The sequence below is a fragment of the Exiguobacterium sp. EA-TM-5 genome (assembly GCF_053878415.1).
Map to the genome: position 1 here is coordinate 629,347 of NZ_CM132670.1, position 13,218 is coordinate 642,564.

The 13,218-nt window shown below is 45.3% G+C and carries 15 protein-coding genes; 6 read left to right on the forward strand and 9 right to left on the reverse strand.

Features of this window, described 5'->3' with window-relative positions:
* Window positions 1-48 precede the first annotated feature (48 nt).
* Entirely contained in the window at window positions 49-330 is a 282-nt protein-coding gene (locus tag ACV3PA_RS03330; protein ID WP_456125622.1) for a helix-turn-helix domain-containing protein, read from the forward strand.
* A 53-nt stretch (window positions 331-383) separates the two neighbouring features.
* On the opposite strand, the gene queF is transcribed toward ACV3PA_RS03330, so the two are convergent.
* The 9 genes from queF to ACV3PA_RS03375 form a co-directional block, all read right to left on the reverse strand.
* Entirely contained in the window at window positions 384-872 is a 489-nt protein-coding gene (gene queF / locus ACV3PA_RS03335) for a preQ(1) synthase (protein WP_023469726.1), read from the reverse strand.
* Window positions 873-885: 13 nt separating this feature from the next.
* On the reverse strand, window positions 886-1,602 hold the full coding sequence (queE, locus tag ACV3PA_RS03340) for a 7-carboxy-7-deazaguanine synthase QueE (RefSeq protein ID WP_053452085.1): 717 nt from the start codon (window positions 1,600-1,602) through the stop codon (window positions 886-888).
* Entirely contained in the window at window positions 1,599-2,054 is a 456-nt protein-coding gene (gene queD, locus ACV3PA_RS03345) for a 6-carboxytetrahydropterin synthase QueD (RefSeq protein ID WP_023469724.1), read from the reverse strand. Before queD ends, queE begins: the two co-directional genes overlap by 4 nt.
* The gene (gene queC / locus ACV3PA_RS03350; RefSeq protein WP_053452086.1) at window positions 2,051-2,707 is read right to left on the reverse strand and encodes a 7-cyano-7-deazaguanine synthase QueC; all 657 of its coding nucleotides are present in this window, start codon (window positions 2,705-2,707) and stop codon (window positions 2,051-2,053) included. Before queC ends, queD begins: the two co-directional genes overlap by 4 nt.
* A gap of 172 nt (window positions 2,708-2,879) precedes the next feature.
* Complete coding sequence (gene bshB2 / locus ACV3PA_RS03355; RefSeq protein WP_053452087.1) at window positions 2,880-3,530, reverse strand: bacillithiol biosynthesis deacetylase BshB2; 651 nt, start codon at window positions 3,528-3,530, stop codon at window positions 2,880-2,882.
* Window positions 3,527-3,895 (reverse strand): YojF family protein, encoded by a 369-nt coding sequence (locus tag ACV3PA_RS03360; protein ID WP_053452088.1) that lies wholly within the window; start codon window positions 3,893-3,895, stop codon window positions 3,527-3,529. The genes bshB2 and ACV3PA_RS03360 overlap by 4 nt, the downstream gene beginning before the upstream one ends.
* A 61-nt stretch (window positions 3,896-3,956) precedes the next feature.
* Window positions 3,957-4,772: a pyridoxine/pyridoxal/pyridoxamine kinase gene (gene pdxK / locus ACV3PA_RS03365; RefSeq protein ID WP_053452089.1), complete on the reverse strand. Its 816-nt coding sequence runs from the start codon at window positions 4,770-4,772 to the stop codon at window positions 3,957-3,959.
* Between the two features lie 131 nt (window positions 4,773-4,903).
* Complete coding sequence (locus ACV3PA_RS03370) at window positions 4,904-5,908, reverse strand: inorganic phosphate transporter (protein WP_053452090.1); 1,005 nt, start codon at window positions 5,906-5,908, stop codon at window positions 4,904-4,906.
* A 16-nt stretch (window positions 5,909-5,924) separates the two neighbouring features.
* Window positions 5,925-6,542 (reverse strand): DUF47 domain-containing protein, encoded by a 618-nt coding sequence (locus ACV3PA_RS03375; RefSeq protein ID WP_053452091.1) that lies wholly within the window; start codon window positions 6,540-6,542, stop codon window positions 5,925-5,927.
* A gap of 343 nt (window positions 6,543-6,885) precedes the next feature.
* Between ACV3PA_RS03375 and cbpA the strand changes: the two genes are divergently transcribed.
* The 5 genes from cbpA to ACV3PA_RS03400 all read left to right on the forward strand — a co-directional run bounded on the left by cbpA (window position 6,886) and on the right by ACV3PA_RS03400 (window position 13,190).
* Complete coding sequence (gene cbpA / locus ACV3PA_RS03380; protein ID WP_053452092.1) at window positions 6,886-7,524, forward strand: cyclic di-AMP binding protein CbpA; 639 nt, start codon at window positions 6,886-6,888, stop codon at window positions 7,522-7,524.
* A gap of 60 nt (window positions 7,525-7,584) precedes the next feature.
* The gene (locus tag ACV3PA_RS03385) at window positions 7,585-8,355 is read left to right on the forward strand and encodes a pyrroline-5-carboxylate reductase family protein (protein WP_053452093.1); all 771 of its coding nucleotides are present in this window, start codon (window positions 7,585-7,587) and stop codon (window positions 8,353-8,355) included.
* Window positions 8,356-8,528: 173 nt separating this feature from the next.
* Complete coding sequence (locus ACV3PA_RS03390) at window positions 8,529-9,086, forward strand: TetR/AcrR family transcriptional regulator (protein ID WP_053452094.1); 558 nt, start codon at window positions 8,529-8,531, stop codon at window positions 9,084-9,086.
* A gap of 14 nt (window positions 9,087-9,100) precedes the next feature.
* Window positions 9,101-12,316, forward strand: a complete 3,216-nt coding sequence (locus ACV3PA_RS03395) for an efflux RND transporter permease subunit (RefSeq protein ID WP_456125623.1) — start codon at window positions 9,101-9,103, stop codon at window positions 12,314-12,316.
* A gap of 220 nt (window positions 12,317-12,536) precedes the next feature.
* Window positions 12,537-13,190, forward strand: coding sequence for a C40 family peptidase (locus ACV3PA_RS03400; RefSeq protein ID WP_456125624.1), 654 nt, complete (start codon window positions 12,537-12,539; stop codon window positions 13,188-13,190).
* The last annotated feature ends 28 nt before the right edge of the window (window positions 13,191-13,218 follow it).

Genomic DNA, 13,218 nt, shown 5'->3' on the forward strand with positions numbered 1-13,218 from the left:
ACTACAGTGAACGTTGTCTGGTTTCAAAAAAGAAAGGATGTTTGGCGGATGAAAGAAGTGATTCAACCAATCGGGCAGTATGGTCAGCGGATTCGTACATTACGAGAACGTCACCAATTCGATCAGCATACACTGGCTGAATTGACCGAAACGACACCCGAGATGATTCAACGTATCGAAAATAGCATTGCGCATCCGTCTTTTTCGATGATTGAGCGACTGGCTCGTGCCTTACATGTTCCTTCGGATCATTTGCTTCGACACATCTGGCCACCTGAAGTCATCCGTCAGCAAAACAGTACGACCTTGATTGACATCCCATCAAGTTAATATGTATGAAAAAGAGGAACAGTGGAAAAATCCACTGTTCCTCTTTTAGTTGCTTAACGATTATCAATAGTCTCAGGATAGAGATCGTGATTAAACAGGCGGTGCTCTGCCATCTGCTCATATTTTGTACCAGGTTTCCCATAGTTGTAGTACGGGTCAATCGAAATTCCACCACGTGGCGTAAATTTCCCCCATACTTCGAGGTAGCGCGGTTCCATCAACTTCACGAGGTCTTTTCCGATGACGTTGATGCAGTTCTCGTGGAAGTCACCGTGGTTGCGGAAGCTGAATAGATACAATTTGAGTGACTTTGATTCGACGAGTTTTTCATCCGGGATATACGAGATGTAGATTGTCGCGAAGTCCGGTTGATTCGTGATCGGGCAAAGGCTCGTAAATTCTGGTGCATTGAATTTTACGAAGTAATCATTTTCCGGGTGACGGTTCGGGAATGCTTCGAGAACTTCAGGTTGGTACTCAAAAATGTATGGGACGGCTTTTTGGCCGAGTAACGATAAGTCGTTTAAATCTTCAGGGCGCATGAATCATTTCTCCTTAGACGCCACGATCGTTCGCGAAAACGAGGGCGTGTAGTTGTGGTAGGACACGTGCATGATTAAAGCGTTCATCACGAGCAACGCGTTCCCATAGTGTTTTTAAATCATGTAGCATACGTGGAGCGATCGTTCCTTCTTCGTGCGGATCGGGATTTCCGAGTGATAAATAGAGTGTTTTTAAAGCATATCGCTCTGAAATCATCGCTGCGAAGTCAAGGTCTGCCTCATCAAAAATGACGATTTTAACGGCGCGTTGTTGTTCCGGTAAACGTTTGAAAAAGACATCCAAACGATCAAAATCAATCTTCATCCCACTAGAAGGTGGTTTAGGGCTGAGCGTGACGTCATCGATATCGAGTAACCAATTTTGCCAGTAGGAACCTTGTGTCTCAACCGACATCGTGATATTTCGTTCTTTTAATGCTAAAACCAATGTACCGATTGAAGCATGAAGTAACGGATTCCCGCCAGAAATCGTGACATGTCCGTAAGAGCCGAGCGCATCAAGGCGTTCAATGATCGTCTCAGCCGTTAACAGTTCTGGTTTTTCAGAACCATCCCATGTGAAGGCAGAGTCACACCACGAACAGGAATAGTCGCAACCACCGGTCCGGACGAACATCGTCTTTTGACCAATCGAGCGTCCTTCTCCTTGAAACGTTGGTCCGAAGATTTCGAGAACTGGAATTTTTGGCGTTTTCGTTAAGGCACTCATGCTTCGTTCATCCACTCACGACGGACTTCAGCAAAAGCAGTCGGTGTCTCATAGAGTTTGACGAATTCGACACGAAGTCCACGTTCGTCTGGAAGGTGTTGACCGAGTGTCTCAAAAATCCACGCCGCCATGTTTTCAGCTGTCGTATTCATGTAAGGTAACGATTCATTCAAATAGCGGTGATCGAGAAGCGGCTCAAGATGCGTTTTAAAGATTTTTTTAAGATCGCCAAAGTCGAGTGTCATACCGCGGTGATCCAGAAAACCACTAATCCCCATATCGACATGGTATGTGTGACCGTGAAGCGCACGGCATTTTCCATCGTAATCATAGAGGTGGTGCGCTGCGTCGAACGTCAGTTTTTTGACGATCATAACGCGAGATTTTGTATAGATAAGCGAGTCGCCAGTCGGGCGCTCGACCGTTTCGGGTGCTTCGTAATTGAATGTCATGTGTGTTGAACCTCCTTGATGTATGCATCTAATCCATTTTTACGTAATTCACAGGCTGGGCATTCACCGCAACCATCTCCAATGACGCCGTTGTAACACGTCAATGTCCGATTCCGAACGAAATCAAACGCACCGAGTGAGTCAGCAAGCGCCCATGTTTCCTTTTTGTCGAGCCACATGAGTGGCGTGTGAAGTACGAATGGATAGTCCATCGCAAGGTTCAATGTCACGTTCAGTGACTTGATGAAGGCATCACGGCAGTCGGGATAACCGGAAAAGTCCGTTTCACATACGCCAGTAACGATGTGACGAATCCCACGTCCTTTAGCAAGGACGGCTGCGAACGAAAGAAACAGGTGGTTCCGTCCATCTACAAAAGTAGAAGGGAGACCATCTTCGTTCGTCGTGATGGTTTGGCTGTGGTCAGTCAAGGCGTTACTCGTTAGTTGACTGAGAAGAGAGAGATCAAGCTCATGGTGTTTGACACCGAGCTCTGAGGCGATGTCGCGTGCGACTTCGAGTTCTTGTGCATGACGTTGTCCGTAATTAAACGTCACGACTTCGACTTCTTCGTACTGTTTCAATGCTTGAAACAGACAAGTCGTTGAGTCTTGGCCGCCACTAAAGACGACAAGAGCACGTTCTTTTTTCATAATGTACACTTCCATTCCTAGTTTTTATAACGGAGGAGGTTACGAACTCCGGAGACGTAGTCTCAACTATTCACACTAGCAGAAGCCGTTCGAAAAGTCGACGTTTTCTGAAGAAGACAAAAAAAGAGATGCGTATCGTCGATCTGACGATACGCATCTCTTAAAAAGAAGATTACAGCGGATAGTGATAATAACGTTCTTTGACGAGCAGGTCACGAATGTTCGAGTCTTGCGAGATGACTTTCATCAGTCCACCTGTTTGTGAAGCATGTGCTTCGAGTGCTTTAATTTTTTGATCCGTGTAGGCACTGACATCATGAATGAATGTTCCTTCTCCGAGCTCTTCTTTTGTATTATTTGCAAAAGCGACAGCAAGGAATTCTGGGCGATCGGAAGCATCCATCATCCGAAGTGCACGAACGACGGCGCGAGCTGTCGCTTCATGATCGGGATGGACCGCGTAACCCGGATAGAATGAAATTAAACGAGTCGGTCGTGTCTGTTGAATCAAGGCAAGGATCCGGTCAGCAAGCGCCGCTTCATCCTCGAATTCAACCGTTTTATCGCGAAGTCCCCACATTTGGAGATCCGAGATTTTCATTTTTTCAGCAGCATCAATCAACTCACGCTTCCGGATCGTCGCGAGCTGTTCCCGGTTCGTAAAGACAGGACGTCCCATGTTGCGTCCCATCTCACCAAGCGTTAAACAAGCATACGTGACAGGACCGCGATTTTCTGCGTGTTCGATGATCGTTCCGGCAGAACTGAATGCTTCGTCATCCGGGTGAGGGAAGACGACAAGTAAATGATCTTCGTGTGTCATGCGTCTACCTCCTCTGCACCTAGAGCGAATGGAGTCGGGCTGAGTTCAAAAGCAATTGCAAGGCGTCCTTCGACATCATGTCCCGCGATCAACAATTGATCACCAGCGAATTCGAAGTCGGTCAAGCCTTCTCCATATAACCAACCATGTGCTAGCTTAAGACCAATCCGGTAAGGTCCGTTTCCTGTGATCAAACCGCGTTCGTAAGTGATTTCCGCGTTACGGAAAAACATACCTGCACTATGGAATGTTGGATCTTGGTGCGTGGCGTATGCCCCGTTCGTCGTTTCGACATGTACATATAACGGTGTATTCGCATGCGCGTCGATATAGCGTTGAATCTCTTGTAAATCAATGGCTTGCATAAATTATTCTCCTCTCCTATACAGAAAGAAGCCCGCGGATATCGCGGACTTCTTGAGCGGATCAAGACTGGACTGTACGATGTGCAGCGTGATCAGTTGGTCCAACGTATTCATTCAAACGGAATGAATGACGAATCGCAGAAGTGATGAAAGATTTTGCTGTACGGACAGCAGCTTCTACCGATGCACCTTTTGCGAGTTCGGCCGTGATTGCTGCAGAGTACGTGCAGCCAGCACCGTGCGTGTACGGTGTCTCGATTCGTTCGTCCTCAATCAGGATAAACTCTTTTCCGTCATAAAGCACGTCAACTGCTTGTGGATGGTCAATCTTACTGCCACCTTTGACAAGAACGTATTGCGCACCTTTTTCGTGAATCCGCGCTGCTGCGAGTTTCATCTCGTCAATCGTTGACGGCGTTTTGCCGAGACCAGACAATTGTCCTGCTTCGAAGACGTTCGGTGTAACGACAGTCGCAAGCGGTGTCAAAACATCACGAAGCGCATTCGCTGTATCAGGGTTCAACACCTCGTCTTCGCCTTTACAGACCATGACAGGATCAATCACGACGTTTTGGACGCCAGAAGATTTAATTTTTTCGGCAACAGCTTCAATGATTTCGACAGTCGGGAGCATTCCCGTTTTCATCGCATCAACACCAATACCTCCAAGGACCGTGTGGATTTGTGTCCGGACGAGTTCTGTGTCGATTGGGTAAACCGCATGGTGCCAAGAGTGATCAGGGTCTTGTGCGACGATGACCGTCAAGGCATTCATTCCATAGACACCAAGTTCTTGGAATGTTTTCAAATCAGCTTGAATACCAGCTCCACCACTCGTATCGGAACCAGCAATCGTTAAGGCTTTACGTTTTGTCATGGGGCATTCCTCCTAAAGAAATAGACAATCCTTCTTGCTCTTCATCATAGCGAATTATGGGAAAAACAACAACTGTCGACGCTTTTAATATGCACAAAACCCCACCTGTTTTGACTAGGTGGGGCAAGTCTTTATTTAATGAATAAGAAGTCGAGAATGTAGTAAATCATAGCAGCTAAAGCCATTGAAATCGGCAATGTGATGACCCACGTAATGAGCATACGTTGGGCAGTTCCCCATTTGACACCTTTCTTACGGTGTGATGTACCTACACCCAAGATGGCAGAAGAGATGACGTGTGTCGTCGAAACCGGAAGATGAATCGCTGTTGCCCCAAAGATGATCGCTGCTGATGTTAAGTCAGCTGCGACACCATTGACTGGACGAATTTTCATGATTTGACCACCGACAGTTTTAATGATGCGCCATCCGCCGACAGATGTTCCGAGACCCATTGCAATCGCACAAGAGAGTTTAACCCAAGTAGCAACTTCGTGATCTGTTTGGAAACCAGACGAAATCAAGGCGAGTGTAATGATCCCCATCGCTTTTTGTGCGTCGTTCGTACCGTGTGTATACGACTGCAAAGCAGCAGTTGCAATTTGAACATGACGGAAGCGACGATTCGTCTTCGCCAAGTTCCCTTTTTTAAAGATGACCTTAAAGATTGCATAGACGATGAAACCAAGTGTGAATGCAAGAACTGGTGAAATGAGCAAGGCTTGAACGATTTTCAAGAAGCCTTTTGCTTCGATTCCACCGAACCCGACAGATGCCACAGCGGCACCGGCAATTGAACCGATCAGTGTATGCGACGAACTTGACGGAATACCGAAGTACCAAGTCAAAAGGTTCCAGGCAATCGCTGAAAGTAAGGCAGCGATGACGACATAGCTCCCATGTTCAAGCGTTGACGGGTCAACGATATCACCGGAAATCGTTTTTGCGACTCCAGTGAACGTGATCGCACCTAGGAAGTTCATCGATGCTGCCAAAACGATGGCATGACGTGGTTTCAAAGCACGAGTCGATACAGCAGTTGCGATTGAGTTCGCCGTATCGTGGAAACCGTTGATGAAGTCAAAGCTAAGTGCGAGAATCACGATTATGGCGGTGATAATAAACAGGCTATCCATCTCGTTAGCTCCTCACTTAAGCGTTTTTCATGATGATCGTTTCAATGACGTTAGCTGCATCTTGGCAGTAGTCCGCGATTGATTCGAGCGATTCATAAATTTCTTTGTATTGAATGATTTTGATTGGATCTGTTTCTGTTGCGAACAATGCTTTGATTGATTTACGACGTAAGTTATCACAAATCGTTTCTTGTTCTTTGATTTTAATGACGTGTTCACGCATCGGTTGCAATTTACGGGCAACAAGAAGATCCATCGCCATTGCGAGTTCTGAGACAGCGATGTTGATTTCATCGACGAATTTGATCATGTGTTCGTCTGCTTGAACGATATTGTAGATTTCAAAAATAGCTGAACATTCTTCAAATCCGTCTAAGACGTCATCGAGTGCGTTAGCAAGCGCGAGTAAGTCTTCACGGTCGATCGGTGTGATGAACGCATTGTTCAAGTCGATGATCAACTGGTGCATCAAGTCGTCTCCAGCTGTTTCGAAGTCTTTTACTTTATGGGCAAATTCTTTTACATCCGCGATGCCGTTGATTTTAAAGTCAACGAAGAATTGCGAAGTCGTTTTTAAGTGTCCTGCGATTTCTGATAATTTCACTGCAAATGGATCTTGTTTTTTACTAAACATTTCTTCTGCCTCCATATTAAGAACAAGAATAGAATATAGTGAAGTCACTTCACGAGTTCGATTGTAGCAGACGATATTGTAAAAGAATACATTTATGAAGCGTCTTTACGAAATCTTAATAAATCTTAATGTGAAGAGGATTGTAGATTTAATAAATTGTCTGACAATAGACGTTGTATTATGTACTCTGTTGAAATTGGTTGTATTGTATTGTAATTGCAAGAGATTGTCTTGTGATTGTAAGAGTAGAATCGCATGAGAAGTGGGAAAAGAGGATATAGCGCACGAAAATCGAATGGTATGATTAAGTCTGCGTAAGTAGGTAAAAGAGGAGGTTTTTATTATGCTCGTTCAAAGTTTATGTATCCCAAAGCATCAATGTGTCACGATTTCTGAAACCGCAACGATCCGCGAAGCACTCGACACGCTTGAAAAGACCGGATATCGTTGTGTTCCTGTTCTTGATCAAACAGGCCAAGACTTCAAGGGGAACATCTATAAAATGCATATCTATCGGCATGGGATGAATGGTGGCAGTTTAGACGATAACGTCATGTCGCTGATTAAGAATACATCCAAATATATCTATACAGGAAGTAATTTCTTTGAAGTCTTTTTCTCGATCAAAGAATTACCGTATATTGCGGTCTTAAATGATGATGGTCATTTCTTCGGTATCTTACCGCATGGAAAGATGCTCGGAATGCTTGAAGAAGCGTGGAATCGTGATTCTGGAAGTTACGTTCTGACAGTAGCATTAAGTGAACAAAAAGGGGCACTCGAGAAGATTTCGAAGATCGTCAACAAGTATTCAACAGTTGCGAGTCTCATGACGCTTGATGCAAAAAGTAGTGTCATGCGTCGGGTATTGATTACGTTACCGACGGATTGTGACGAAAAGACGAAGAAGAAAATCGTCAAGAAGCTCGACGAAAAGGGACTTCGTGTCGTCGCTGTCGAAGATTTAGCCGTTCGTGTATAATGGACCCGCACAAGACCAGTTCATGACTGGTCTTTTTTTGAGGGAAAGGAAGGATAGACGATGAAATTATTAGTAGTAGGAGCTGGCGCAATGAGTGAGGCGCTCGTTCAAGGATGGGTCGCTTCTGGATTTGCCCGAGAAGATATTACGATGACGAATCGAAGTGGTGGAACACGCCTGACGGAAGTAGCAGCACGACACGGTGTTCAGACGGTCGAACAGGAAGACGTCACTTTGTACGATATCGTCATGCTTGGTATGCAACCAGGCGGCGTTCTCGACTACGTAGCAAGTCAACAATGGACGAACCAGACGATTGTTTCGATTGCAGCACATATCACACCGAATGAAATCGAACAGTTGGCAAAATGTCCGACAGTCGCTGCCATGCCGAATACACCGGTTTCGCATTGCCTAGGAATGACTGGACTATGGTTCGGCTCACGTGTGAACGAAGAGAACCGAAGTGTAGTCGAGGCATTATTTGAACGGGTCGGAGAGATTGCAGAGGCAAATGAAGCAACGATGCCAGCGTTCATGGCGGCGGCTGGATGTAGTCCTGCTTTCTTCTATGAAATCGTAGCTGGCATGGTACCTGTTTTAACGGATGCTGGTTTTGACTCAGGAAATGCACGTCGGATTGTTGCTCAAGCGATGAAAGGTTCGGCTGAAATTCTTATGCGATCCGAAGCGAGTACGGATCGTCTCATTGCAGATGTTGCGGCACCTGGTGGACCGACGGATCGTGGGGTACAAGTACTACGGGAGCGTCATCTATTCGAAACGATGCAAGCGGCGTTACGAGAAAGTGCACGAGAAGCAGACGAATAATCTACTTAAAAACGCTTACGTACAATGAGAGACGTAAGCGTTTTTTTTTGTTCACGAAAGTTTCACGTGAAACATAAGCAAAGCGATTGCATCTCGAAATGAGAATCCGTACACTGTAAAAAGAAACCGTCCAGACGGTACAGTAAAAAACAAATAAGAAAAGGGGGAGACTTTTGGCTAGTGCAAAAGCACAAGAGACACGTCGCCGGATTCTCGAAGCAACGACGGCGATCATATTACATCAAGGCTTTACGCAACTAACGCTCGATGAAGTCGCGAAACAATCGAATGTCTCTAAGGGTGGATTGTTGTATCACTTTGCTTCGAAAGAAGCGCTGCTGATGGGAGTCATCGAAGCGCAAGAAGCACGTCAATTCGAACTGTATGAACAGCATCAGTTGACGATGGGACCAATGGAAGCGTTCGTGACGCTGCAAATCCAGCAACAAGAAGAGTTCCATCTCGATATGGATGCGCTTCTTTACTTATTGTCCTTGTTAAAAGATCACGCGACGTTCGTCGAGGAGCGAAAGCGACAAGTTGAGCATTTTTTCCGCCAACTGACAGAACAGATGGATCCGGTTGAAGTGTTATCGATTCGCTTTACATTAGACGGTTTGAAACTGTCAGAGCATTTTCAGTTTGGTGCACCGTCACCGAGTGTCCGACAACGATTGATTCAGCAATTAATAGAACGTGCACGACAATTAGATAAACAAATTGAAGAGTGAGGGAGAACCATACGATGAAAAAGATCATCCAGTTTTCGGTGAACAACAAGTTTGCCCTCTGGCTCATGACGATCATCATCACGGTTGCCGGCATTTATGCGGGAACATCGATGAAGCTTGAGACGTTGCCAGACATCACGACACCAACTGTGTCCGTGACGACGATTTATCCAGGTGCTACACCCGAACAGGTTTTAGATGAAGTCAGCCGAGAACTTGAAAGTAAGGTCGAAAATTTACCAGGCGTCGATACCGTACGTTCGACGTCCTTCCAAAATGCATCGAACTTACAAATTGACTACAACTTCAGTACGGATATGGAAGAGGCAGAGCAAAAGGTAAAAGAAGCTCTTTCAAACGTAGAGTTACCAGAAGGTGTCCAGGAACCACAAGTTTCACGGATTTCCTTTGATGCATTTCCAGTCATCGGATTCGCTGTCTCAGACAAGGAACGCTCTCTATCTGAGTTGACGAAACTCGTCGAAAACGAACTCCAGCCAAAACTTGAGGGAATCGAAGGCGCTCAAACGGTTCAAGTCGCAGGTCAAGAAATTCGTCGAATTGAGATTCAATTTGATGAGAAAAAACTCGAACGTTACGGTTTAACAGAAGAGAATGCGAAACAATTAATTCAAGCTAATGATTCACGTTTAGCGCTTGGCTTATACGAACTAGGGGATAAGGAACAAGCGGTCGTACTGGATGGAAAAGCAACGACGGTCAAGGAATTAAAAGATCTTCGTCTTCCATATACACCGCCAGTAGCGAATACTCCTGAAGCAGGACAAGCAGGACAAGCAGGACAAGCAGGACAAGCAGGACAAGCAGGACAAGCAGGACAAGCAGGACAAGCGCCATCAGCAACAGGAGAGGCAGCATCCCAAACGACACCGTCGACAGGTTCTGCGTCGGCACAAGCAACTCAAGCACCAACACAAGTACCAACTGTCACGTTGTCGCAAGTCGCGACGATTGAAGACAAAGGGATTGAAGAATCGATTTCTCGTTCGAATGGCGAACGATCGATTGGTGTTCAAGTCACAAAGTCGCAGGACGCAAATACGGTTGATGTCGTCAACGCAGTGAAGCAGACGATTAAAGACTTTGAAAAAGAAAACGGTTCAGTCAATGCATCTGTGACACTTGATCAAGGGAAACCAATTGAGGAATCTGTTTCAACAATGATTAGCAAGGCACTGATTGGTGCATTATTTGCCATCGTCATCATCTTACTGTTCCTTCGAAACATCAAGTCAACAATCATCGCAGTCATTTCGATTCCACTATCTCTTCTGATGGCGATTCTGGTGTTAAAGCAGATGGATATTTCTTTAAATATCATGACGCTTGGAGCAATGACGGTCGCAATCGGTCGAGTCGTTGATGATTCCATCGTTGTCATCGAAAATATTTACCGCCGTTTGACGGATCCGACAGAAAAGTTAAAAGGAAAAGAACTGATCATCAGTGCAACACGAGAAGTATTCATTCCAATCGCATCGTCAACGGTCGTTACGATTGCTGTATTTTTACCACTCGGATTTGTTACTGGATTCGTCGGAGAACTCTTCTTACCGTTCGCATTGACAGTCGTTTTTGCACTGTTCGCGTCCTTGATCGTAGCGGTCACGGTCGTTCCGATGTTTGCGGACTCGCTCTTTAAGCGCGGTAAGGCACCAAAACCAGAAAAAGAAGAAGGCGGAAAGCTAGCGAACGGCTATCGTCGTATGCTGAATTGGTCGTTGAACCATAAACTCATCGTCTTTGGTCTTTCCGTCCTACTATTGATCGGAAGTTTTGCACTTGTACCAACGATTGGTATCAACTTCTTGAATCAAGAAGGCGAAAAAACACTCTACGTCACGTACAATCCAAAACCAGGTCAAACACTTGATGATTCATTAAAAGCAGCTGACCAAGCAGAAGATTATTTCAACACACAAAAAAATATTGATAATCTTCAATTCACGGTCGGTGGAGAAAATCCATTGAACCCAGGGAATACAAAACAAGGTGTCTTCATCGTCCAGTATGATCCGGACACAGAAGATTTTGCAGATGTTAAACAGACAGCGATCAAGCAGTTGAATGCTGATATTCCGACAGGGGAATGGAAAGAGCAAGACTTTAGTGGTGGAGCTGCGTCATCAGGTGTATCGTACTCGATCTTCGCGAATAACATTGAAGATTTAGAAAAAGTTACACCGAAATTCGTCGATGCGATTGAAGGCGAAACGAAATATGTTCGAAAAGTAACGACAAATCTAAAAGAAGCTTATACGCAGTATACGTTCGAAGTCGATCAGCAAAAAGCAGCTGAATTCGGTGTATCAACAGCACAACTCGCACAGGGTATCGCGAATGTCCAAGGTGAGGAAAAACCACTTTCTACTATTAAGGTAGATGGGAAGGAACTCGATGTTATCGTTCCAAACGAGCAGACGACATATGATTCGATCCAAGACTTGGAGGAGACGGATGTCGTGACACCGCTTGGCGTTCGTAAATTATCCGATTTCGTCGAAGTGAAGAAAGGGACGACACCTGACTCGCTCAACGAACGCGATGGAAAACTTGTCGCTACCGTGACAGCAGAACTGAAAACGGACAAAGCGACAGAAGCTTCCCAAGCGATTGAAAAATCCGTCAAAAATATCGATCGTCCGACGGGTGTCTCGTATGAGCAAGGTGGAGTTACTGAACAGATCCAAGAATCATTCACACAACTCGGTCTAGCAATGGCAGCAGCTGTAGCCATCGTCTATCTCGTCCTTGTCATTACGTTCGGAGGAGCATTGACGCCACTCGTCATCTTGTTCTCACTTCCGTTCGCAATCATCGGTGGGCTCGTTGCCCTTCTGATTACAGGCGAGACAATTTCTGTATCGTCCTTAATCGGTGCCTTGATGTTGATTGGGATCGTCGTGACAAATGCAATCGTCTTGATCGACCGTGTCATTCATAAAGAAGCAGAAGGTTTATCGACGCGTCAAGCACTACTCGATGCAGCAGGTACACGTTTACGTCCAATCTTGATGACAGCCCTTGCGACGATCGGCGCACTGGCACCACTCGCCCTTGGACTCGAAGGCGGCGCATTAATTTCAAAAGGATTAGGCGTGACGGTCATCGGTGGACTTACAAGTTCGACATTGTTGACACTTCTTATCGTTCCAATCGTGTACGAATTCTTAGCACGTTTCCGAAAAAAGAAGTCAATTGATTCTTGAAAAAACGATTAAATCACTAAAACGGACAGATATGTAGAAATGGTGAGAATAAGCCATTCTACATATCTGTTTTTTTGTTTTATTACAAAAGTATTACAAGAAAGGATCTACGTTAAATAACTGTAACATGATGAAAATCTGGAACATGATAGGATAAGAACATAAATTATCTGACAATTCAAATGCACATCATACTTATACATAAGAGGAGAATGAACCCATGAAAGCTGTCACTCGTGTTTTGTTAACTTTAACGTTACTGATCAGTAGCTGGACGCTCGTTCCGTCATCGTCGCAAGCTGCAACAAGTAAAAAAGTAGTTGTATCGGTGGATGTATTGAATATTCGTGCAAAAGCTGCTGTATCTAGTAAACGAGTTGGACAATTGAAACTCGGTCAAGCCGTGACAGTCGTGGGTCAGGTCAAAGAATGGTATCAAATTCGTCATCAAGGGAAAGCTGCTTACATCGCATCTACATACACGAAAGCATATAACGCTAAAGTAACAAAAGGATTGAGCAAAACAGGGGCAACAATCGTATCGGTAGCGGAAGGTCTTAAAGGACGTCCTTATGTTTTTGGTGCGACAGGACCAGTTAGCTTCGATTGCTCAGGGTTCACAAGTTACGTCTATCGAGCGCTTGGGAAATCACTTCCGCGTACGGCAGCTGCTCAGTATTCATCGACGAAACGTACAGCTCCTGGTGCAGGGGACCTCGTCTTCTTTACACACGGTAGTGGTATTCAGCACGTTGGGATCGCTGTTGATGGCAGTACGATGATCAATGCGAACTCGTACTATGGAAGAGTCGTCAAAGAATCGTTCCGTGGCGGCTATTGGGGATCACGGTATGTAGCGGCAGGAACACTTTAAACAAAATAAAGCGGCGAATTCAAATCGA